Source organism: Streptomyces sp. NPDC001985 (assembly GCF_040296845.1).
Taxonomy (GTDB): Bacteria; Actinomycetota; Actinomycetes; order Streptomycetales; family Streptomycetaceae; genus Streptomyces.
Map to the genome: position 1 here is coordinate 18,171 of NZ_JBEOYB010000047.1, position 22,668 is coordinate 40,838.

Consider the following 22,668-nt stretch of genomic DNA (forward strand, 5'->3'; position numbering starts at 1 on the left):
ACCCCTCACTTCCCTGATTACTCAGCACGCGCCCGGCCGGAAAGCGGGACACCCTGCATAATACCTGCCGAGTTCCTGAACCAGACGGTCAGCTTCGACCCCTTGGGAAGGATCGCCGGAACCGCGGATGAGCACGAGAAGTTGCCCGCGCATGGTCCACCCGAATGGTTGATCACTACGTTCATTGACGTCACACCGGCCTTCCTCATGCGCCAGGCGAGCTTGGTCTCCACATGAGTGGCCGAGGGATGGTCACCACTCGGCGGATTCTCAATGTGCGGCGAGGCCATGAGGAAATCGTTGATGTCGCGCGAGAAGGAGGATTCACCGCTCTTGAACGGGTCTCCGACTCTGGTCGCACCACCGGATTCGTCGATCTTGACAACCTGTCCGACTGTGGGATCACCCTTCGAGCGAGTCGGAAGGCTGTCGGCAATAGTGCCGACATCGCAGTTGTGAACGAGAGCCGGAGCTGCGCCCGCCAGCACGTAGTAGGTGTGGACGTCATCAACCGTGAGGTTGTAGACCCGCTGCTGAGCGGTCCACGATTCAACGGTCGCGACCTGCACCCATGTACCGGCACTGGTTTTGAGGAGCTGGCCCGGTTCGAGGTCACCCGCGTTGACCCACTTGCCGAGGGCCTCGATCCAGAACGGGTGTTCTTCCGTCGCGGTGACCGAGCCCCGGGAGCCGGAGTTGTCGCCCGCGTCGGACGGGCCGGCGATCGCCGAGCCGGGGCCCGTGCCACTGCCGCCGTCCGAAACGGCCAGTGCCGTCGTGGACGATCCGCTGGACTCGTCACGGACCGTGATCTTGACGAGCTCCTTGAACCCGCCGCCGACGATCGTCGCCGAGACCGTCTTGGCCTTGGTCTCACCCGTCTTCGGGTCCGTGGCGATGACCTTGTCGCCGATCTTGACCTTCTCGATCGGCTTCCTGGAGCCGTCCGACATCAGAACGAGGGTTCCGGGGACAAAGCTGTTGTCCTCGCAGGTGACGCTCTGAGCTTCCTCTCTGACAGCGTCCCTGGCCTCGCTCTTCGCCTGCTTGGCCACCTTCTGCGCGGGCCGCTTCGCCTGTGAGGGCTTCGGCTTGGGCTTGGGCTGTGCCCTCGGCTTCGGCTTCGGCTTGGGCCGTGCGGCGGCCTTGCGGGCTGCCGCACGCTTGGCCGCCGCCTTGCGGGCAGCGGCGCGCTGAGCCTTGGCGCGTGCTTGTGCCGCGGCCCTCTTCTGCGCCGCCTTCTTCTGCGCGGCGCGCTGAGCCGCGCGCTTGGCCGCTGCGCGCTTGGCCGCTGCCCGCTTGCGGGCCGCCTCGCGCTTGGCCTTCGCCGCCGCGCGCTTCTTCGCCTCCAGGGCCTTCTTGCGGGCGAGGGCCGCGGCACGGCGGGCCTTCGCCTGAGCGGCCTTGCGGGCCGCGATCTGGGCGGCCCGGCGGGCCGCCGCCTTGAGCGCGGCGCGGATGGCGATCCGGGCCGCGATACCGATCACGATCGGGAAGAAGAGTCCCGAGGGGTCGGAGAACGTCGCCGGAGCGTTGTTGCTGTAGGCGTACGGGTTCATCGTGGCCGGCTCGTCGTAGTCGACCATGGGGTCGACGGAGAGGAACCTTCCGGTCGCCGGGTCGTACTCCCGGGCTCCAAGCCTGGTCAGGCCGGTGTCCTTGTCGACCGTTCCGCCGACGAAGCCGCGTGCCCCCGGCCAGGTGGACGGCGCGGCGCCGCGCTCCTCGCCGAACGGCATGGTCTTGCGCCGGGTGACACCCATGTCGGCGCCGACCATGTCGACCACCGTGTTGGACGTGCCGTGGTGGTCCGCCAGCAGAAGCTGACGCCCGCCACCGGTGGAACGGATCGTGGTGGAGCCGTCGGGCGACGCGTAGAAACGCTCCGCCTTCTGCGTAACGAGATCCGCGCTGACTGTCAGCTCCGCCTCGCCCAGATACAGCGTCTTGCTGCCGTCGTGGGCTGTGCGGATCAGACGTTCCCCACCCGCGTCGTACAGGTACTTCGTCGTCTTGGTGCCGCCGCCCTCGACGGGCTCCGAGATCGACCGCAGTTGCCCTTCGACATCCCAGTCGAGCGTCTGCGTGGTCCCGCCGTGCTGACGGGTCTTGGTGTTGCCGGTCTCGTCGTAGGTGAACTCGTTGAGCCGCTCACCCCCCGGCCCGGCCGACTTGATCGTGGCGAGGGCGTTGGGCCCGCCCACTCCCGGCTTGCCGTAGGCGTAGTCGCGGGTGACGTTCTGCGTGGTGTCGCCCGTGATGTCGTGCTCGGTCAGCTTGCTGCGGTTGCCCGCCTCGTCGAACTCGTAGCTCTGCCAGTAGGCGTCCGGACCGCCGACGGTCTCCTTCGACGGGCCCGCCGGGTCGCAGGTCTCCTTCGTGGTCGTCCAGGCCGACGTCATCTGACGCAGCTTGTTGTGGACGAAGCACTGGGTGTCCGTCTGACCGCCGGCCGCCACCGCGGCGCCGGGCGTGTCCGAGATCTGGGTGACGTTGCCCGCTTGGTCGTAGGTGTAGCGGGTGTCGCTGATCTGGCCGGGAGCGACGGACCGGTCGTACGTGGTCCGCATCATGCGACGGGTGAACTCGTCGTAGATGTAGGTGCCGTAGACCCGCTTCGTCGCCGGCCCCGCCTCGGTGCGCAGGATCTCGCCGAACGCCGAGTACGAGACGTTGTTGAGGTACGTCGTGGCACCGGCGATGGTCATGGGCAGACCGTCGGGCGTGTAGCGGAAGATCACGCGCTCGGTGGTCAGACCACCGAGACCGGGAACCTGCGCCGTGGCGAGGTTGCCGGTCGGCGTGTACGTGTACTGGTACGCGTACTCACCGCCCAGCCCCTTCTCCTCGGCCGGGATGACGGTCTTGGTCGACTTCACCCGGTAGGCGTTGTCGTAGGCCGTCACCTCGTCGCGGTACTCAAGGCCGTTCTCGTGGCGGATGGTCGCCGTCGGCAGGCCCTTGATGAGCGAGTCGTACGTCCACTCGATGCGCTTCGGCCCGGTGGGGCCGTCCTCGCGGAGGAACCTGGGGCGCCCGTTCTCGTCGTACTCGGTGAAGAGGGTGTTGCCCCGCGCGTCCGTGGTCGAGACGACCTCGTCCGTGTCGTCGTACGTGTAGCTGGTCCGGCCCGCGTCGGGGTCGGTGACCGCCGTCTGACGGCCGCGGCCGTCGTACTCGAAGGTGGTGGCCGCGCCGCCGGGGGCGGTGACCTTCACCAGGTTGTCGAGGTCGTCGTACTCGTAGAGGGTGTCGCGCCACTGGGTGCGGGCCTCGTTCGTGTACTCGCGGAGCTTCTCGACCTGGCCCTCGGCGTTCTCGTAGGTCGCCGTGACCGTGTCGCCGCCGGGCGGGATCGTGGTCGAGACATCGCCGTCGTGCTCGGTGGTCGTCCGGAGCTTCTCGGTGCCCCGGTAGTAGGTGACCTCGGCACGGGGCTGGCCCATGCCGTCGAACTCGGTGCGGTTCTGCGAGGGGACCTCGTTGTCACCGACCTGGAGCAGCTCGGTCTTGGGGTCCAGCTCGTTGTAGTAGCCGTCGTTGGTCTTCCACGCCCGTCCGGCGGTGTCGTAGAAGGTGTCGTTGACGATCCGGCCGGGGCCGACGGCCTCGTCCTGGGTCTGCCGCTCGCGCAGCAGTCCGTCGAGCAGCTCGTAGGAGACGGCGTACTCGCCGTTGTCCTTCAGAGTCCGGCTGGTGACGATCGTCGGCTTGTCGCGGCTGATGGTGTAGTCGTACGTCGCGTTCGGCGTCTGCGTCGCCGGGTCGCGGTCGATCTCCCACACCTTCAGGAGCCGGCCCAGCGGGTCGTACTCCATCGTGGCGCGCTTGCCGTTGGCGTCGATCTCCGCCAGCGGCATACCGCGGGCGTCGTCGAACTCGGTGGTCTCCGTCAGGCCCATCGGGTCCGTGGAGACCTGCTTGGTGGGACGGGCGACCGTGGCCGGGACGTAGTCGACCTTGGTCTTCTTGTCCTTGGCGTCGTACGTGGCCGTCTCGCGGCCGTGGATGTCGTACTCGGTGCGGTCGATGGTGAGGTAGCCGTCGCCGGCGGCGTTCAGCTCCTCTACCTTCGTCGGCAGGCCCTTCGTCGGCGCGACGCCGAACGCCTGGCCGTCGAAGTGCGTCCGGGTGTCCTCGATGACCTTGCCGCCGGTGGTGCCGCAGGCACCGAGGACGGTCTTCTCACGGGACACCGACTCCACCAGATGCGCGCCGGTGTTGCGCAGATAGGTGCTGGTGGAGCACATCCGCTTGCCGCCGGTGGTGGTCTCGTCCACCTCGGTCGGCAGACCGTACGTGTCGTACTTCGTCGTCTCCGTCGAAGTGCGCCAGAGATCGCCCTTGACCCGCTCGCGCGTCGACACCGTCTCCGGACGGGTCATCCACGCCTCCAGCGGCGTGGTGCCGGGGCGGGCGCGGGTCGCGGTCTTCACCGCCTTGGGGGTGGTGAGCGTCGAGGAGTCGACGGCGCCGCCGTCGGACTCGTAGTCGATCTGCTCGCGCAGCTGTCCCTGGTAGTGCGGGAGGTCGTCGTACGAACCGCCGCGGGAGTCCTCGATGACCGAGGTACGGGTGCCGGTGGGCAGCTTGTCGCCGTGCATGCCGCGGAAGTAGCGGTGCTCGGAGAGCTGCTTGACATCGGTGCCGGAGCCGAGGCGGGTGCGGACCCGCTCGTAGCCCCGGTACTGCGACCAGGTGCGGTACTTCTTCTCCGCGAACTCCGAGTCGTCGAACGCCCACGCCGGGGAGCCGAGGAACTCATAGCTCGTGACCTTGGCCTGGGCATCGCTGACCAGGTCGATCTCCTGGACCTCGGTGACGAGGTACTTGTGGAACCAGTCCTGGACCGGCTTCAGGGCGCCCTTGGGCATCCAGTACTGCGGGAAGCAGCGCATCGTGTTCGACTCGGGCGACGCGGGCATCTTCCTCGGCGCCAGGGCCGAGCACTCGCGCGGCGAGTACGTCACCCCGATCCGGCCGCCGGTCTCCGTGTCGATCGCGTTGATCCGGTAGCGGGAGAACGGCGGCAGACCCTCGACGCCGTCGACCCGGTTGTCGAGCTGCACACCGGCGAAGGTGACCTTCGGCATCGACGCCGTACCGCCGGCGCCGTGGCCGGTGCGGGTGATGGAGTCCAGCCACAGCGCCGGGGACGTGCCGTCACCGGTCGCCGGGAAGGAGCTCTCCAGCGTCCACGAGTCGACGTTCTTCAGCGCGGTCCCGACCAGCACCTGGGTGGTGATCTTCGCCAGGCGCTTGGTGGACCAGAACGTCGGCGAGAACTTGTCCGTGCACTTCGCCCCCGCCAGGCACTCCTGGTCCAGGGGGGTGTCCGGCCAGTGCTTGGCGTTGGCCTTGGTCCGCTTGGACTCGGCGCAGTCGAAGCCCGTGCTCGGAACACAGCGCTCGGCGACGGTGAAGTTGACCCGGCCCGCCGGCAGCCCGGTGAACAGGGTGTTCGAGCGCTGGCCGTAGTCGATCCGGGCCAGGTAGGAGCCGCGGTCGTACTTCACCTGCTGGTCGGCCTTCATGTTCAGGCCGTAGTGGTTGGTCTCCTTGTTCCACCACAGGGTCATGGCGTCGCCCAGCGGGTCGACGACATAGTCCAGGTTCCAGCGGTACGCCTGGGTGCACTCCGAGTCCGTGAACGCCGCGGCGTAGCAGGGCTCGCCGGGGTGGTTGCTGACCACCGGGACGGTCTGGACCGAGTTGGTCCGCTTGTCGGCGGGCGCGCCCGGGAGCTTGTTCAGGCCGAAGTGGTACTGCACACCGTCGGTGCCGGTGACCACCCAGTACTCGCCGGTCTTGTCGCCGTTGTCGGCGCCGGTCTTGCGCTGGACGCGGGTGCCGTCGTCATCGGCGGGGCGCCAGGAGCCGTCGGCGTCCTTGACCAGCTCGGTGTTGTTGCCGCCGAGCGACATCGACACATGGTCGGAGCCGTAGCAGAGGTCGCCGCTGTCGCCCTTGTTGTTGGGCTTCTTGCCGTCGTCCTCGCCCTTGTCGTCGGAGCAGGAGCGGTAGCGGCGCTCGATGAAGCCGGGCTCGTAGTCCCAGCCCTCGGCGATCCACGACGACTGGCCGTTGGTGGACGCGGTGCGCCCGTCGACGGCCTGCGAGGAGTACGAGAGCGCGACCTCGGGCTGCGGACCGCCCGGAACCTCCTGCGCCTCGATCGGATACGTCCAGGAGAAGCCGCCGGACGAGCTGCCGGCCATCCAGGAACCGGAGGGCTGGAGGGAGGTCGCCGTGTGGCTGCCGCCGGGGCCGGAGGCCGAGGCGGTGGCGGCGAGCACCCGGGGTGCGGCGGAGCCGCGGGCCTTCGGGGCGGAGCCGAGGTCCACGGTCGCGCTGACCGTGTGGTCCTCGGGGTCGTTGGCGCCCTTCAGCTCGGTCGGGGTGCGGCACTCCGACTTCTGCGGGGTGGTCAGCGCGCAGGCGGGCAGCTCGACCAGACGGAGCCGGGAGCCCCAGTCGCCGCCGTAGGAGTCCTTGATGGACGCGTAGTCCAGCTCGATGTCCACGGTGCCCGACGCGGCGTCGGCCGTACGGGACGCGGCCGGGGCGGCGGTGAGGAGTACGCCCTCGACGCCGGCCTTGCGGGCCGTCTCCGCGTCCTTGACCTGGATGCGCGCGGTGGTGCCGGGGGCCGCGGGGGCCTTCGGGGACTTCCGCGCCGTGGGCCCCGCGGGGGCCTGGGCGGCCGGCTTCGCGGTGGCCTTCGCCTGGTGGAGGCGGACCGGCAACTCCTCCAGGGAGCGCTCGGACTGACCGAGCGTCGTCCCGGAGGGGGTCTTCAGAGCCGAGCGGGCGGCTTTCCCGGGGGTTCTGCCCTGGGGGCCGGTGACCGGGACCAGATAGTCGCCGGCGGGTATCCGACCGGCGACCGGACGCCAGTCCTTGGCGGCGTCGTTCCTGACCTCGGGCCGCTTCCGCTCGAAGTCCTCGCCGGAGACCGAGGGTTCCCGCTTGAGGTCTTCGAGGTCCGGACCGGTACCGGTGGCGGCGGCCGGGTCGTCCGGCACGAAGTTAATCATAAGCGCCATGAAGACGACAAATGAGACAGATCTATGCCAGTGGCCCAAATAGCGCAACTGGCGCAAGAGTTGTTGCACGAACCCTTCCATTCTCTGCAGATGAACACATGATCGAATTGACCTTAGAGTTAACAAATCCCACGAGCAAGCTGGGCAGACAGCAATACATACGGCCTAGATGGGACATAGAGAGAAATTTGCAGCTTGGGGCCGTGTACTGTTCCGCCGATGTTGCTCTCGAAGCAGAAGGGTTCAAGGGTTTTCCACCCATGTCAGACATACGCATGAAGAGACGGGGCGCGGGTCGCACCGCGCGCGCGGCACTCGCCGCGGTGCTCGTCACCGGCGCGCTGGGGATCGCCCCCGTCGGCCTCACCACCCCGGCGGCGGCCGGGGAGAGGGCGCGGGAAGCCGGGGCGTCCACCGCGCCCGCCGGTTCGGAAGCGCAGGCGATGGACGAGGCCAAGCGGACCGGCAAGCCGGTCGAGGTGACGGCCGAGCGCTCCGAGACCAGCGAGACCTACGCCCTCCCGAACGGCAATATCCGCCACACCCAGCACACCTCCCCGGTGCGGGTGAAGCGCGAGGGCTCCTGGCTGCCGGTCGACACCGACCTCACCGAAGCGGCCGGCCGGATCGCCCCCAAGGCCGCCGCAGGCAATGTCACCTTCTCGGCGGGCGGTGACGCCCCCCTGGTCGTCCTCGCCGACCAGGGCCGCAAGCTCTCGCTGAGCTGGCCGCGCCCGCTGCCCGCGCCGGTGCTCGACGGCGCCACCGCCACCTACCGGGAAGTCCTGCCCGGGGTCGATCTGTCGGTCGCCGCGAGCGTCGACGGCTTCAGCCAGGCGCTGATCGTCAAGAACGCCGAGGCCGCGGCCAACCCCGAACTGGCGACGATCGACTTCGGCCTGCGCGCCGACGGTCTGACGATGAAGAAGGACGCCGAGTCCGGTGTCGTCAGCGCGCTCAACCCGGCCGGCCAGACGGTGTTCTCGACCTCCACGGCCCGGATGTGGGACTCGTCCGGCACGGAGGTCCAGCCGCCCGCCCCTCTGATGAAGAGCCGCAAGGCCGCCGCACCGGCGCAGACGCCGCCGTCCGACCTCTCCCCCGGCACCAACAGCGCCGTGGTGGGTGTCCAGGTGACGGACGAGCAGCTGCGGCTGACCCCGGACCAGGCCCTGCTGGACTCCCCGGAGACCACCTACCCGGTCTACATCGACCCCCGGATGACCGGCACCCGCCAGGCCTGGACCATCGCGTACAAGCCCCATCCGACCGACAGCTACTGGAACGGAACCGGCTGGAGCGGCGGCACCACCAGCGAGGCCCGCGTCGGCTACGAGAGCAGCTCGGGAGGGACCGCCCGGTCGTTCTTCCAGGTGGACTCGAAGTTCCTCGCCGGTGTGAAGGTGGTCGACGCGCAGTTCCAGATCACCCAGACCCACTCCTGGTCCTGCACCGCCAAGCCGGTCGAGCTCTGGCTGACCGACCCGATCAGCTCCAAGACGACCTGGAAGGTGCAGCCCACCTGGGACACCCGCCAGGACACCCGCAGCTACGCGCACGGCAACGAGAGCGTCGGCTGCCCGGACAAGGCGATCGACCTGTCCGCCGACCACGCGGCGAAGAAGGCGGCTGCCTCCAAGCTCGGCAACCTCACCTTCGGTCTGCGGGCCCCGCAGAGCGCGGAGGATGCCAAGGACGCGTACAGCTGGAAGAAGTTCAAGCCGGACGCCAAGCTGATCGTCGACTTCAACCGTCCGCCGAAGGCGGCCTGGGGACTGGACACCATCCCCACCACCAAGGTCGGGACCGAGTGCGGCAACGGCAGCACCTATAAGACCCTCGGCAACACCACGGTGCGGCTGGCGGCCCGGGTCTGGGACCCGGACGGCGGCTCGGTCACGGCGCAGTTCCATCTGTGGGCGACCGGTAAGCACGACACTGGGCCCAAGGTGTTCTTCGACGAGAGGGTCACCAGGACCGTCTCGGCGAAGGACCCGAAGGGTTCACCCGTGTACGTCGACGTCCCCAAGGAGCTGCTGGTCAAGCATCTGGCGGCGAGCGGGGGCCAGTTCTCCTGGAAGGTGCAGGCCGAGGACCCGGCCGACTCGGCATTCGCCTCGGACTGGACCCCGACCCAGGGCGCGCCGGGCTGCCGCTTCGGCTATGACCCGCACGGCCCCGGCGAGACCGATCGTCCGAAGGTCACCTCCGCCGACTACCCGGAGCGGAGCCCCGAGTCCGAGGGGGAGGGCAAGGAGGCCGGGACCCCGGGCACCTTCACGTTCACGGCCCCGACCATCCCGGACGTCTCCTACTACATGTGGGGCCTGGACCGGACCCCGCCGAACAACAGGGCCGACCCCGCGGGCAAGGGCAAGCCGGCGGTGGCCACCGTGAAGCCGCTGACCCCGGGAACGCACACGCTCTATGTCGTCGCCTATGACGCGGGCGGCAATGTCAGCAAGCCGTACGAGTATGTGTTCGTGGTGAAGAGCCCCGGCATCGCGGGCACGCCGGGCGATGTCCACGGCGACGGCAAGCCGGACATGTTCGCGATCGACGGCAGCAACCATCTGCGGCTGTACGGAGGCACCGGCAACGGCTCGGTGGCCGCCTCCGTCGTGGTCTCCAGGAGCGAGATCTGGAACGGGGCGCTGGTGGCGCACCGCGGCACCCTGGACGGGACCGAGTCCGAGGATCTGCTCGTCCTCACCGGCAAATCCGCCACCACGGCCGGCCGGAAGGACCTCATGGTCTACCCGAACAACGGGGTGAGCGACTTCGAGGACGCCACGAGGTACTCGGTGGAGCGCCTGCCGAACTGGGAGACCGGTGAGGAGCACGACCTGGACGCGATCAAGCAGATCGTCTCGGTCGGCGACATCACACCGGACGGCGAGAACACGGAGTCGGACCTGGTGGCCGTGATCGGCGACCAGCTCTGGTTCCTGCCCGGCGCTCCCGGCGGTGCCGTCGAGTACGGCTACCCGATCGGTGACAGCGGCTGGGGCAGGATGACCCTCGCCTCCCCCGGTGACATGAACGGTGACGGCCTCACCGATCTGATCGCCCGCGACACCACCAACGGCACGGTCTGGCTCTACGCCGGCAAGGGCAACGACCTCAACGGCAACGGCAAGGCCGACGACGGCACCGAGCCCTCGTCCCTGGGCGAGTCCGCCAACCGGACGGTGTACGCCACCGGCTGGACCCCGGCCGCCCGGCCGCTGATCACCGCGAGCGGTTCCTCCAACGAGGACGCGTTCCCGGACCTCTGGACCACCACGGCGAACGCCACGGCGGGACTGGAGTTCTTCCCCGGCAACAAGGCGGGCACGGTCGGCACCCCGACCGTCGTCGGCTGGGGCGGCTGGCAGGCGATCAAGCTGATCTCCTGACCGCCCGCCCGTGAGGGTCCGCCGCCGAGCGGCGCTCCTCCGGGCCCGCACCCGGGAAACAACGGCCCGGCCCCCGCGATCCACGCGGGGGCCGGGCCTCTCTCCCGAACCACACAGAACGTCCGGTCGGGGGCGTTCCGCACAGGGGTTCACAGGGGTGGGCAACGAGAGGAGGAAATGCGACTATGTGACCCCTGTGACGGTCCAGGTTTCAACTACCCGGTGCCGATATCCGGTCACGGAGAGTGCCCGGAGCCGGACTCGAACCGGCACGGCCATGAAGGCCAGCGAGGTTTAAGCTCGCCGTGTCTGCATTCCACCATCCGGGCCAGGTGCGTGGCTCCGCGTAAGCACATGAGCCTATCCGGGGTGATCCGGAGGCCGGCCGGCCCTTGGCCCGATCTTGTCTTATTTTATTGCCGCTTGAGGGTGCGTCAGCCCAGGTGGCAGAACCCCCGGAGGGGGCTGTCCCAACAGGTGGGCCGTCACGCCCCGGGACGTGATTGACGGAAACTCGTCGCATCGGAACCACGCGTCACGCGCAAGCGAGCCATACCGGACAGTCGGCCCGCTCCCGCGCGGAGTCCGCCACCGGGTGCTACCCGGCGGGCACCGGGCGCTACCGGGACGCACAGGACCCCCACCGAATCCGCCCTCTCCGCGCGCACCCTGTTCCCCTCCCCGTTCCCCTCTTCGCTCCTGTCTTCGCTCCCCTCTTCGTTCCTCTCCTCACCCGCCCCGGCGCGCGGCCCCGGCGACCGCCCCGGCCTCAGGGGCGCCGTCATACCAGAGGAGGAGGAGCGGCCCGGCCGATGCGACCAAAGAGTGTCCCGGGAACGGGCACGGGGACTGACGTCCGGCGGGCCCGGCGGTACCAGGATGGACATCACACCGACCGAGCGCCACGCCGCCCCGAACCAGGAGTTCACTCTCGTGACCACCACGCCCCTCGCACACCGCGCCACCGCCACCGCCGTGGCCGCCCGCGCCACGGATCTGTCCAAGGTGTACGGACAGGGCGAGACCCAGGTGGTCGCCCTGGACCGGGTCAGCGTCGACTTCCGGCAGGCCGAGTTCACCGCGATCATGGGCCCTTCCGGCTCCGGCAAGTCGACCCTGATGCACTGCGTCGCCGGCCTCGACACCTTCAGCTCCGGATCGGTCCGCATCGGCGAGACCGAACTCGGCTCGCTGAAGGACAAGCAGCTCACCCAGCTCCGCCGGGACAAGATCGGCTTCATCTTCCAGGCGTTCAATCTGCTCCCCACGCTCACCGCGCTGGAGAACATCACGCTTCCGATGGACATCGCCGGCCGCAAGCCCGACAAGCAGTGGCTGGAGAACGTCATCAGCATGGTCGGGCTGCGCGACCGGCTCGGCCACCGGCCCACCGAACTCTCCGGCGGCCAGCAGCAGCGCGTCGCCGTCGCCCGCGCGCTCGCCTCCCAGCCCGAGATCATCTTCGGTGACGAGCCCACCGGAAACCTGGACTCCCGCTCCGGCGCCGAGGTCCTCGGCTTCCTCCGCAACTCCGTGCGCGAGCTGGGCCAGACCGTCGTGATGGTCACCCACGACCCCGTCGCCGCCTCCTACGCCGACCGGGTGATCTTCCTCGCCGACGGCCGGATAGTGAACGAGATGCTCCACCCCACCGCCGACGGCGTCCTCGACCAGATGAAGGCGTTCGACGCCAAGGGCCGGACCAGCTGACCCGGCCGGATCAGCCGACCCGCAGCCGCCCCGCAGAACCCCGGCTCTCACCCCAGGACTGACTGACATGTTCCGTACCGCCCTGCGCAATGTGCTCGCGCACAAAGCCAGGCTGCTGATGACCGTCCTCGCCGTCATGCTCGGCGTCGCCTTCGTCTCCGGCACCCTGGTCTTCACCGACACCCTCGGCAACGCCTTCCGCAACCAGACCGCGAAGAGCTTCGACAACACCGCCGTCGTGGTCACCAGCCCCACCAGCGACAGCGGCGGCGGCGTCACCAGCGACGGGCTGCCCGCCGCCACTCTCAAGAAGATCCAGGGCGCCGACGGGGTCGCCGAGGCCACCGGCCGGGTCTCCGGGTTCGCCGGGGTCGCCGACCCCCAGGGCAAGCTGATCGGCAGCAGCTGGTCCAACACCGGGGCGAACTACTCCCCCGGCAAGGACGGCAAGGACGCCTCGTACGACTTCACCGACGGCACCGGCCCCGCCGAGGCCGGGCAGATCGCCCTCGACCGGAAGACCGCCGGGAAGGGCGAGTACGAGGTCGGCGACACCGTGCGGGTCTCCACCAACGGACCGGTGCAGGAGTACACCCTCTCCGGGATCTTCACCACCGAGGACGGCGCGGTCAACGCGGGCGGCTCGCTGGTGCTGTTCGACACCGCCGTGGCGCAGAAGCTCTACCTCAAGCCGGGGCTCTTCACCGAGATCAACGTCTCCGCCGCGCCGGGCGTCCCGGACGAGAAGGTGCTGGCCGCGATCGAGCCGCTGCTGCCCGAGGGCGCCGGCGCCGACACCGGCACGGCCCTCGCCGACGAGCAGGCCAAGGCCATCGAGGACGGCCTCGGCAACCTCAACACCATGCTGCTCGTCTTCGCGGGCATCGCCCTCTTCGTCGGTGTCTTCCTGATCGCCAACACCTTCACCATGCTGGTAGCCCAGCGCACCAAGGAGCTGGCGCTGCTGCGCGCCGTCGGCGCCTCCCGCGGCCAGGTCAAGCGCTCGGTGATCATGGAGGCCGCGGTGGTCGGCGTGCTCGCCTCCGTCGTCGGCTTCGTCCTCGGGCTCGGGCTCGCGGTCGGACTGCGCGGCGCGATGTCCTCCTTCGGTGCCGAGATGCCCGCGGGTGAGCTGATCGTCGCCCCCACCTCGGTGCTGGCCGCCCTGGTCGTCGGTGTGCTGATCACCGTGTTCGCCGCCTGGCTGCCCGCCCGCCGGGCCGCTCGCATCGCCCCGGTGGCCGCGATGGGCAGCGCCCACGCGGTGGCCACCACCAAGTCCCTGGTGGTCCGGAACTCCATCGGCGGTGTCCTCACCCTGGCCGGCGCCGCCGGGATCGTCGCGGGTGCCGCCTCCGGCGACAGCACGGGACGGATGCTGATCGGCGGCGGGGCCTTCCTCGCCCTGATCGGTGTGATCGTGCTGATCCCGCTGCTCTCCCGCCCGGTGATCGCCCTGGTGCGGCCGGCGCTCCAGCGGCTCTTCGGGGTCTCCGGCAAGCTCGCCGCGCAGAACGCGGTCCGCAACCCCCGCCGTACCGGAGCGACCGCCTCCGCGCTGGCCATCGGGCTCACCCTGGTCACCGGTCTGACCGTCATCGGCGTCACCCTCAGCCAGGCCATCGACAAGGCGACGACGGACAACATCCGCGCCGACTACATGGTGATGATGGCGAACGGCGGCATCATGGACTCCTCGGCGCTCGCCGCCCTGGAGAAGGCCAAGGGCGTCGAGGCGGTCTCCGGCCAGCAGGCGTTCTATCTGAAGGTCAAGGGCGAGGAGCGGGCCGCCTCCGCGGTCAACGGCCCGGACGTCGCGAAGGTCTTCAACCTGGAGCCCGTCTCCGGCTCGCTGGCCGGTCTCGCGGACGGCCAGGTCGCCATCGCCGAGAAGACCGCCGACGAGCACGGCTGGAAGCCCGGCGACACCATCCCGGTCTCCTTCGTCAAGGAAGGCGACGACGCGCGGACCGAGAAGAAGGATCTGAAGGTCGCCGCGGTCTTCGCCGAGAACGAGTTCGTCTCCCCGTACGTCGTCGACGCCTCCGTCACCGCCGCCTACGACTCGACCCCGGACATCCGGGAGGTCTGGCTGACGATGGACGGCGGCGAGACCGGCGCCAATGAGCAGGCCCTGGTGGACGCGCTGGGCAACAACCCCGGCATGACCGTCATGGACAAGCAGGACATCCGCAACTCCTTCGGCGGCATGATCAACCAGATGCTGAACATCATGTACGGCCTGCTGGGCATGGCCCTGATCATCGCGGTCCTCGGCGTCGTCAACACGCTGGCGATGTCGGTCTTCGAGCGCCAGCAGGAGATCGGGATGCTGCGGGCGATCGGCCTGGAGCGCGGCAAGGTCAAGCGCATGATCCGTCTGGAGGCGGTGGTGATCTCGCTCTTCGGCGCCCTGATCGGAGTGGGCCTCGGCTCCTTCCTCGGCTGGGCGATCGGCGAGACCCTCAGGAGCTCCATCCCCGGGTACGCGCTCGTCGTCCCGTGGGAGCGGATCGGACTCTTCCTGCTGCTCGCCGGTGTGGTCGGGGTGCTCGCCTCGCTCTGGCCGGCCCGCAGCGCCGCCCGGCTGAACATGCTGACGGCCATCAAGACCGAGTAGCCGCCCGGTGGGGCGGGCCCCGTGGGCGGGAGCTTCGGCTCCCGCCCACGGGGCTTTCGTGGTTCCCCGTACGGGTCTCGTTCCCCGTGCGGTGTCGTTCCCCGTGCGGGTCTCGTTCCCCGTGCGGGTGGTCAGTTCCAGGTACGGGTGCGCAGCGGCAGCCCCGCCCCGCCGCCGGCCGGGGTCTTCACGGCCAGGATCTGGTTGACCCCGATCCGGTTGTGCTCGAAGGCGAGGGCGGAGGCGGCCATGTAGAGCCGCCAGACCCTGGCCCTGCCGGGCGAGGTCAGCCGTACCGCCTCGTCCCAGCCGGCCTCCAGACGGCCCACCCAGTGGCGCAGGGTGCGGCCGTAGTGCTCCCGGATCGACTCGACGTCCCGGGCCTCGAAGCCGGCCTGCTCCAGGAGGGAGACGGTCCGGCCGAGGGGGGACAGCTCACCGTCGGGGAAGACATAGCGGTCGATGAAGGAGTCCACCCGGTAGGCGGCCTCGTCGCGCTCCGGGCGGCGGGCGATCTGGTGGTTCAGCAGCCGGCCGCCGGGCCGCAGCAGGGAGTGGAGCCGCTGGGCGTACTCCAGATAGCGGACCGAGCCGACGTGTTCGGCCATGCCGATGGAGGAGATGGCGTCGTAGGGGCCGTCGTGGACGTCCCGGTAGTCCTGGACGCGGATGTCGATCCGGTCGGTGAGCCCGGCCTCGGCGATGCGCTTGCGGGCGTAGGCCGCCTGCTCGCGGGAGAGGGTGACGCCGGTGACCCGGACGCCGTACTCGCGGGCGGCGTGCACGGCCATCGAGCCCCAGCCGCAGCCGACGTCGAGCAGGCGCTCGCCCTCGGTGAGACCGAGCTTGCGGCAGACCAGGTCGAGTTTGGCGGTCTGGGCGTCCTCCAGGGAGGTGGTGTCGTCCGCGAAGTAGGCGCAGGAGTAGACCATGGAGGGCCCGAGGACCAGTTCGTAGAACGGGTTGCCCACGTCGTAGTGGTGGCTGATGGCCTTGCGGTCCCGCCATCTGGTGTGGGACGAGCCGCCGTGCCGGCGGGCCTCCTCGGCGGGCGGGCGCGGCGGGGGCAGGGCGCCGCCGAGCCGGGCGAGGGCGCGGGCGGCGGTGCGCAGCCGGGCGTCGCGCAGGGTCAGGGGCGGGGTGTCGCGCTGCCAGACGAGACCGGCGAGCCGGTCGAGCGCGGTGTAGAGATCGCCCTCGATGTCGATCTCACCGGCGACCCAGGCGCGGGCGAGTCCCAGCTCGCCGGGGCGCCACAGCAGCCGGCGCAGGGCCCGGCGGTGCCGGACGACCAGGACCGGGCCGCCGGGGGGTCCCGACTCGGAGCCGTCCCAGGCCCGGACGCGCAGGGGGACGGGTGATTGGAGCAGTTCCTCGGCGAAGGACGTCAGCCGCAGTGCGGCATCGGCCATGGCGCACACCTCCGTGGTGGTGGTTCCTGAGCGCGGTTCCTGAGCCAGGGGGCGCCGGTCTCCGGCACCCCCGTCCATTTTCATGAACAACTCGACCACTGTGGGTGCTTCCCGCCACGGCGTGATCTCCCACGGATTCCGGCGCGCACCCCCCGCACGGCGGTGATCCGGCACGACCGGCCGGGTGTCCGGGAGCCCGAATCCGGCCAGGGCATGGCGAAGGGCCGTCCGCACCACGGATGGCGGACGGCCCTTCGTTCAGCGCGCTGTCGCGGCGGTCAGGACGCCTTGGCCTTCTCCGGCGCGGGCACGGTGACCGCGGCGGGGGCGGGGGCCGGCTTGGCCGCCTCGTAGAACTCCTCGCGCGGGGACTCGATCGCGCCGAGCGAGACCACCTCGCGCTTGAGGAACATCTGGAGCGTCCAGTCGGCGAAGATCCGGATCTTGCGGTTCCAGGTCGGCATCGCCATGCCGTGGTAGCCACGGTGCATGTACCAGGCGAGACGGCCGCGGAGCTTGATCTTCATCTTGCCCATGACGATCATCGCGACGCCCTTGTGCAGGCCGAGACCGGCGACCGCACCCTTGTTGGCGTGGCTGTACTCCTTCTGCGGGAAGCCCCGCATACCGGAGATCACATTGTCGCCGAGGACCTTCGCCTGACGCAGCGCGTGCTGGGCGTTCGGCGGGCACCAGGCGTTCTCGACCCCGGCCTTGCGGGCGGCGACATCCGGGACCTGGGCGTTGTCGCCGGCGGCCCAGACGTAGTCGGTGCCCTGCACCTGGAGCGTGGTGGCGGTGTCCACGTGGCCGCGGGGGCCGAGCGGGAGGCCGTAGCGGGCGAGCGCCGGGTTGGGCTTGACGCCGGCGGTCCACACGATGGTGCTGGAGTCGACCTCCAGGCCGTTCTTGAGCACCACACGGCCGTCGACACAGGAGTCCATGGAGGTCGAGAGGTAGATCTCGATGCCCCGGCCCTCCAGGTGGTCCTTGCCGTAGGCGCCGAGCTTCGGCCCCACCTCGGGAAGGATTTTGTCGGCGGCGTCGACCAGGATGAAGCGCATGTCCTCGCGCTTGACGTTGGTGTAGTACTTGGCCGCGTCGCGCGCCAGGTCCTCCACCTCGCCGATGGTCTCGGCGCCGGCGAAGCCGCCACCCACGAAGACGAAGGTGAGCGCCTTGCGGCGGACGGCCTCGTCGGTGGTCGAGTCGGCCTTGTCGAGCTGCTCCAGCACGTGGTTGCGCAGCCCGATGGCCTCCTCGATGCCCTTCATGCCGATGCCCTGCTCGGCGAGGCCGGGGATCGGGAAGGTCCGGGAGATCGCGCCCAGCGCGACGACCAGGTAGTCGAAGGGCAGCTCGTAGGCGTCGCCGACCAGCGGGGCGATGGTGGCGACCTTGCGGTCCTGGTCGATGGTGGTGACACGGCCGGTGAGCACTTCAGCCTTCGGCAGCACGCGTCGCAGCGGGACGACGACGTGCCGCGGCGAGATGCTGCCTGCGGCGGCTTCGGGGAGGAACGGCTGGTACGTCATGTACGAGCGCGGGTCGACGACCGTGACGGTCGCCTCGCCGTACCGCATCTTCTTCAGAATGCGGCGCGCCGCGTACAGGCCTACGTACCCACCGCCTACGACGAGGATCCTGGGACGCTCCGTGGTGCTCATGCCATCGAGTATCCACCCCGCCCCCGGGGGGTGCTCGTGAGCCCCTTCACAAGGTGTGGGGTGACCTCTGCTACACTGCGCGGCTCGCTTTGCGCGGATCATGGTGGCGCGAGGGGACCACTGTGCTGGTGAGGGCGGTGTGAACCCCCTGTGAGCTGGCACTTAACCGTTCCTTACAAGGGAACCACCGGCTGGTTTCACATGCCCGTAACACCCCTTGAACCCCGCACTTCTCCCCCCGGAGGGCCCAACGGCCCACGAAAGGGGGGCTTTCGGCCCCCCAGAGCGCCCATCAGGGCGCTTTTCCTTGTGAAGAACTTCACGAACTTGTTCGCGGAAGGGTGCGGGGAGGGGGGCGCCGGCCCCGCTGACCTGCGCTCCACAGCACGGCGGCCCACCCCGGTTCCGGGGTGGGCCGCCGCTGCCGCGCCTTGTCCTGAGCGGTCTTGCTCCGTCTTACGCGGGGGTGCGCCGCGCCATCTCCACGAGCCCGGCGAAGGCGGCCGGGGAGACCATCAGCACCGTGCCGGGCGCCTTACTGTCCCGAACCGGGACGACGCCATGACCGGAGGCGTGGGCGGGGGCCCATTCGACGCACTGTCCGCCGCTCGGACCGCTGTAGCTGGACCGGACCCATGTCGCGGTTACTCTGCTGCTCACGATGCTCCCTGGCGATCTCTTTGAGAAGGGATACCGAATCTTCGGGCGACAGTGCATCCGCCCGCAGACGATCGTACATATCGGTGGCGAGGGCGACCGTGTGCTTTCTGTCGTACGGCCTTCCCCCCTCGGGCCCCTCGGCGTGAATCAGCGTGGGCGAGCCCTCGAAGCAGAGCAGGGTGAACGGCAGATCGTGAGCGGGGGCGCCCCCGGAGAAGGGCAGGATCTGAAGGGTGACAGCGGGCGCCTCGGACTCGCCCACGAGATGGTCGAGCTGGCGGGCCATCACATCGGGGCTGCCCACCACCGTCCGCAGGCAGGCTTCGTGGAGTACGACCCACAGCAGAGGCGGCACCTCGCGCTCGATGATCTCGTGACGCCGTATGCGCGCCGCCACCCTGCCCTCGATCACTTCGGCAGCCTCCCGGGGAACACTGGTGCGGAACACCGCGCGTGCGTACTCCTCCGTCTGAAGAGCACCCATGATGAAGGCGACTGAGTAGTCGTAGATGCGCGCCGCTTCCTTCTCCAGGTCGACGTACGGCTGGAACCAGGTTGGATGGTCGCCCGACCGAACGCGCTGGTGCCGGCGGGCGAAGAGACCTCCGGTTCCGAGGACGCGGTCCGCACCAGCGGCGAACTTGGCACTCGGCGGCGTCACCCCTCTCTCCACCTTGCTCACATAACTCTCCGAGTACCCGGTCGCCCTGCCCAGGGCACTCATGGTCATCCTCCGGGCTCTGCGCACCTCTCTGACATCCAGCCCGAATGACTCCCATGGATTCAAGTTCTCGGACAGCACCTGGTCGCTCATGGACTTGACCTCGCATGTGTGGCTCACCGGTGATGGGCAGCCCAAGGGGACGGCTGGAATCCTCGCCATCAAGTGATGCAAGTCTAGAGCCAGTTGTGTTCACCTGGTCACGCAATGGAGTCAGGGGGGCCGAGCGAAGGAGAACGCATGCATCATTCCCACCCAGTGGATGCCGACCTCGCCGAGGTGATCGCACACGTAAGAACGAGTGGGCCCCGAGGGCTTGCCTCCTGGGCGCCGAGGCAGGGGTGGGCGCCCCGGTCGCGGGGGCTTCTGCTCGCCGCCGAGGCAGGGCTCCGCACCCACCGGGAGCGGGTGCGCGATGAGCGAGGCTGACCTCACGGCGGGCGGCCCGGAGCCGGCCCGTCTCGTCCGGGCCGCCGACTTCCCGCCCTGCGAGTGCCCGAACCCCGACTGCCCGGAGAAGATCACCCCACCGCCGGACGCCGAAGGCGACAGCCCTCTCCTCGCCGCTCTCCGCAGCGATGTGCGCGCGCGGAACCGGGAGCGCAGGATCTACGGCGACTGGGGGCGCACATGACCGGCCCCGGAAAGGGCTGGGTGCCGGTCGCGGTGGGCGCCGCCGTCTGGGGGCTCATCGTCGGGTTCCTGGCGTCCGGGGCGGTCGGCAGGCTCTGACCCGGGCCACCGTGCGGGGGGGGCGGCCCGGACCGAGTTCCTCGCCGCCTCCCCCGTGTACACGCTTGCGCGTACACTTCTCTGTATGACCGACAGCACTGTGACCGTCCGCGAGGCCCGCGCCCACCTCGCGGACCACATCAACCGTGCCGAGCAGGGCACTCCCACGGTGATCACACGCAATGGCCTGCCAGTGGCCGCCGTCGTGCCGATCGCAGACTTCGACGCACTTGAGGAGGCCGCCGATGTGCTGCTGGCCCGGGAAGCGGAAGCGGTCCTGGCCGAGGGCGGCCCGACCGTGACCATGGCGGAACTGCTGGCCGACCTGTTCACCGAACACGAGGACGACGCGGCGTGAAGTACGCGTTCCGCTTCACCACCGCCGCTCAGCGGCAGCTCCGCGCCATCGACCGGCCCGCGGCCATGCGCATCCTCGCAGCGCTGACCGCGCTCGGCGACGATCCGTACCGCGAGGACGCCGACATCAAGAAGCTCACAGGCCCCTCAGGGCTCTACCGGCTCCGAGTCGGCAACTACCGGATCGCCTACCAGGTCGAGGACGGCGCACTCACCATCCTCGTCGTCAAGGTGGGCGACCGGCGGAACGTCTACCGCGACCTCTGACCGCTGACGCGGCCCGTGGCCGCGTCAGCGGGCGATCGACCAGGCGATGCCGTCCAGGATGTCGTGCTCGCTGACCACGACCTCCGTGGCGCCGGTCCGCTCCATGATCGAGAGGAGGACGATCGCGCCCGCCACGATCACATCGACCCGGCCGGGGTGCATCACGGGGATCGCCGCGCGTTCGGCGTGGGTGGACTCCGCGAGAGTGCGGGTGATCTCGGCGACCCGCGCGTGCGGGACGCGGGCGTGGTGGATCGCCCCGGAGTCGTACTCCTCCAGGCCCAGCGCGATCCCGGCGATCGTGGTCACCGTGCCCGCCAGGCCCACCAGGGTGCGGGCGCCCGTCAGGGGGACGGTCTCCGACGCGAGGTCGAGGGCCGTCTCCGCGTCGGCGCGGACGGCGGCCAGCTCCGCGGCCGTGGGCGGGTCGCTGCGGATGTGGCGCTCGGTCAGCCGGACACACCCGATGTCGACGGAGCGGGCCGCCTCCACCCGCCCCCGCCCTATGACGAACTCCGTCGACCCGCCGCCGATGTCGACGACCAGCCGCTCCTCCTCGCCCGGCAGCTCCTTCGTCGCGCCGGTGAAGGAGAACTCCGCCTCCTGGTCACCGCTGATCACCTCGGGCTCGACCCCGAGGATCTCCAGCACCCCGCCGACGAACTCGTCGCGGTTCTCCGCGTCCCGGGAGGCGGAGGTGGCGACGAAGCGGACCGTCTCCGCGCCGTGCTCCTTGATCGCCGCCGCGTACTCGCGGCACGCCGCGAAGGTCCGCTCCAGCGCCTCGGGAGCCAGCCGGCCCGTGCGGTCGACGCCCTGGCCGAGACGGACGATGGTCATCCGCCGGTCGAGGTCCACCAGGGACCCCGTGGCGGGGTCCGCGTCCGCGATCAGCAGACGGATGGAGTTGGTACCGCAGTCGATGGCGGCCACCCGGGTCATGCGCGCTCCTGGGGAGGAAGGGATGAGGGGTCAGGCTTCAGCGGGGGCGCACGGGGAGACGCACGGTCCCTTGCGCCACCACTCCGGCAGCATCGCGAGGGCCTCGTCCCCGAGCGGATTGACCCCGGGTCCGGCCGCCAGCGAGTGGCCCACCAGGACATGGAGGCACTTCACCCGGTCCGGCATGCCGCCGGCGCTGGGGAAGCCCTGGAGCACCTCGATCGCGTCGCGGCGCGCGATGTAGTCCTCGTGCGCGGCCCGGTAGGCCGCCGCCAGCTCGGGGTCCGACGCCAGGCGCTCGGTCATCTCCTTCATCACACCGTTCGCCTCCAGCGTGCCGATCGCCGACGCGGCGCGCGGGCACGTCAGGTAGTACAGCGTGGGGAAGGGGGTGCCGTCGGGCAGCCGGGGCGCGGTCTCGACGACATCCGGCAGCCCGCACGGGCAGCGGTGCGCGATGGTGCGCAGCCCGCGCGGCGGGCGGCCGAGCTGTTCCTTGAAGGCCGCGATGTCGGCGTCGGTGGGCTCGGTCGGGTCGGTGTGGGGAGGAGGGGTTTCCATGCCTGCCTTGGCTCTGCGTTTCGCTGTCTCGGCCGGCGGTACGGCGGTGTGGGTGCCGTGCCGCCCGCGTGCTGCCGGTACGGACGGCGTACCGGCGGGGGGTCTCAGTTGCGGTCGGCGCTGTCCACGCCCTCCCAGACATGGGAGTACCAGGCGCGGTCGTCCGAACCGTCCCGGTCGCGCCGCTGCTGTGCGGCCTCCGGGTCGATCATCGTGTATCCGGTCTCGCCGGGCATCACATAGTGCAGATGCTCCCGGGCGAGGCGCCGGACGTACATCTCGTCCTGGAGCCGCGCCTTCTCGTCCCGGAGCCGCTCGACCTGGTCCGACGCCTCCGCCAGCCGCTCGCGCTGCTCCGCCATGTCCCCGCGCTGGGAGACGTACTGCCGCATCGGGTACGCGAGGGCGACCACCAGGGAGCAGACCACGAGCGCGAGGAACGCCGCCCGGCCGGTGAGCCGGGAGCGGCGGGCCTGGCGCCGGGTCTGGGAGCGGTAGACACGGGCGGCGGTCTGCTCGCCGAGCAGCCTCAGCCTGGTCGCGGTGGAGAACCGGTCCCGGTCCTTCCCGGCCAT

Annotated in this window: 13 protein-coding genes, 1 tRNA gene and 1 pseudogene; 6 read left to right on the forward strand and 9 right to left on the reverse strand. The window is 69.9% G+C overall.

Features of this window, described 5'->3' with window-relative positions; genetic code table 11:
* Positions 1-17: 17 nt before the first annotated feature.
* A complete protein-coding gene (locus ABT122_RS21460) occupies positions 18-7,025 on the reverse strand; it encodes a polymorphic toxin-type HINT domain-containing protein (protein WP_351554450.1) in 7,008 nt (2,335 codons plus the stop codon).
* Positions 7,026-7,306: 281 nt separating this feature from the next.
* On the opposite strand from ABT122_RS21460, the gene ABT122_RS21465 reads away from it, so the two are divergent.
* Positions 7,307-10,444: an FG-GAP repeat domain-containing protein gene (locus ABT122_RS21465; RefSeq protein WP_351554453.1), complete on the forward strand. Its 3,138-nt coding sequence runs from the start codon at positions 7,307-7,309 to the stop codon at positions 10,442-10,444.
* A 246-nt stretch (positions 10,445-10,690) separates the two neighbouring features.
* Here ABT122_RS21465 and ABT122_RS21470 read toward each other — a convergent pair.
* Positions 10,691-10,773: transfer RNA gene (locus ABT122_RS21470), tRNA-Leu, on the reverse strand.
* Positions 10,774-11,377: 604 nt separating this feature from the next.
* Here ABT122_RS21470 and ABT122_RS21475 point away from each other — a divergent pair.
* Both ABT122_RS21475 and ABT122_RS21480 read left to right on the forward strand, forming a co-directional pair.
* A complete protein-coding gene (locus ABT122_RS21475; protein ID WP_351554542.1) occupies positions 11,378-12,154 on the forward strand; it encodes an ABC transporter ATP-binding protein in 777 nt (258 codons plus the stop codon).
* Positions 12,155-12,221: 67 nt separating this feature from the next.
* On the forward strand, positions 12,222-14,774 hold the full coding sequence (locus tag ABT122_RS21480) for an ABC transporter permease (RefSeq protein WP_351554456.1): 2,553 nt from the start codon (positions 12,222-12,224) through the stop codon (positions 14,772-14,774).
* A gap of 131 nt (positions 14,775-14,905) precedes the next feature.
* On the opposite strand, the gene ABT122_RS21485 is transcribed toward ABT122_RS21480, so the two are convergent.
* From ABT122_RS21485 to ABT122_RS21500, 4 genes and pseudogenes are all read right to left on the reverse strand, one after another.
* Positions 14,906-16,186 carry a class I SAM-dependent methyltransferase gene (locus ABT122_RS21485; protein ID WP_351554459.1) on the reverse strand — a complete coding sequence of 427 codons (1,281 nt, stop codon included), beginning with the start codon at positions 16,184-16,186 and terminating at the stop codon, positions 14,906-14,908.
* A 278-nt stretch (positions 16,187-16,464) separates the two neighbouring features.
* The gene (locus ABT122_RS21490) at positions 16,465-17,853 is read right to left on the reverse strand and encodes an NAD(P)/FAD-dependent oxidoreductase (RefSeq protein ID WP_351554462.1); all 1,389 of its coding nucleotides are present in this window, start codon (positions 17,851-17,853) and stop codon (positions 16,465-16,467) included.
* 456 nt (positions 17,854-18,309) lie between these two features.
* Positions 18,310-18,513 carry a DUF397 domain-containing protein gene (locus ABT122_RS21495; protein ID WP_351554465.1) on the reverse strand — a complete coding sequence of 68 codons (204 nt, stop codon included), beginning with the start codon at positions 18,511-18,513 and terminating at the stop codon, positions 18,310-18,312.
* 76 nt (positions 18,514-18,589) lie between these two features.
* Positions 18,590-19,396 (reverse strand): annotated as a pseudogene (locus ABT122_RS21500) (helix-turn-helix domain-containing protein); the annotation flags it as partial.
* A gap of 253 nt (positions 19,397-19,649) precedes the next feature.
* On the opposite strand from ABT122_RS21500, the gene ABT122_RS21505 reads away from it, so the two are divergent.
* The 3 genes from ABT122_RS21505 to ABT122_RS21515 all read left to right on the forward strand — a co-directional run bounded on the left by ABT122_RS21505 (position 19,650) and on the right by ABT122_RS21515 (position 20,590).
* A complete protein-coding gene (locus ABT122_RS21505; RefSeq protein ID WP_351554467.1) occupies positions 19,650-19,868 on the forward strand; it encodes a hypothetical protein in 219 nt (72 codons plus the stop codon).
* Between the two features lie 183 nt (positions 19,869-20,051).
* Positions 20,052-20,324 (forward strand): type II toxin-antitoxin system Phd/YefM family antitoxin, encoded by a 273-nt coding sequence (locus ABT122_RS21510; protein ID WP_351554469.1) that lies wholly within the window; start codon positions 20,052-20,054, stop codon positions 20,322-20,324.
* Positions 20,321-20,590, forward strand: coding sequence for a type II toxin-antitoxin system RelE family toxin (locus ABT122_RS21515; RefSeq protein WP_351554472.1), 270 nt, complete (start codon positions 20,321-20,323; stop codon positions 20,588-20,590). Before ABT122_RS21510 ends, ABT122_RS21515 begins: the two co-directional genes overlap by 4 nt.
* A gap of 24 nt (positions 20,591-20,614) precedes the next feature.
* On the opposite strand, the gene ABT122_RS21520 is transcribed toward ABT122_RS21515, so the two are convergent.
* From ABT122_RS21520 to ABT122_RS21530, 3 genes are all read right to left on the reverse strand, one after another.
* Positions 20,615-21,532 (reverse strand): Ppx/GppA phosphatase family protein, encoded by a 918-nt coding sequence (locus ABT122_RS21520; protein ID WP_351554475.1) that lies wholly within the window; start codon positions 21,530-21,532, stop codon positions 20,615-20,617.
* 30 nt (positions 21,533-21,562) lie between these two features.
* Complete coding sequence (locus tag ABT122_RS21525; RefSeq protein WP_351554478.1) at positions 21,563-22,093, reverse strand: DUF501 domain-containing protein; 531 nt, start codon at positions 22,091-22,093, stop codon at positions 21,563-21,565.
* A 104-nt stretch (positions 22,094-22,197) separates the two neighbouring features.
* On the reverse strand, positions 22,198-22,668 hold the full coding sequence (locus ABT122_RS21530; protein ID WP_351554481.1) for an FtsB family cell division protein: 471 nt from the start codon (positions 22,666-22,668) through the stop codon (positions 22,198-22,200).

Bases quoted from the DNA above. Each gene is read 5' to 3' on its own strand.
- ABT122_RS21520 (WP_351554475.1), bottom strand. From the start codon at position 21,532: ATGACCCGGGTGGCCGCCATCGACTGCGGTACCAACTCCATCCGTCTG.
- ABT122_RS21480 (WP_351554456.1), top strand. From the start codon at position 12,222: ATGTTCCGTACCGCCCTGCGCAATGTGCTCGCGCACAAAGCCAGGCTG.
- ABT122_RS21465 (WP_351554453.1), top strand. From the start codon at position 7,307: ATGTCAGACATACGCATGAAGAGACGGGGCGCGGGTCGCACCGCGCGC.
- ABT122_RS21490 (WP_351554462.1), bottom strand. From the start codon at position 17,853: ATGAGCACCACGGAGCGTCCCAGGATCCTCGTCGTAGGCGGTGGGTAC.
- ABT122_RS21505 (WP_351554467.1), top strand. From the start codon at position 19,650: ATGAGCGAGGCTGACCTCACGGCGGGCGGCCCGGAGCCGGCCCGTCTC.
- ABT122_RS21485 (WP_351554459.1), bottom strand. From the start codon at position 16,186: ATGGCCGATGCCGCACTGCGGCTGACGTCCTTCGCCGAGGAACTGCTC.
- ABT122_RS21530 (WP_351554481.1), bottom strand. From the start codon at position 22,668: ATGGCCGGGAAGGACCGGGACCGGTTCTCCACCGCGACCAGGCTGAGG.
- ABT122_RS21525 (WP_351554478.1), bottom strand. From the start codon at position 22,093: ATGGAAACCCCTCCTCCCCACACCGACCCGACCGAGCCCACCGACGCC.
- ABT122_RS21510 (WP_351554469.1), top strand. From the start codon at position 20,052: ATGACCGACAGCACTGTGACCGTCCGCGAGGCCCGCGCCCACCTCGCG.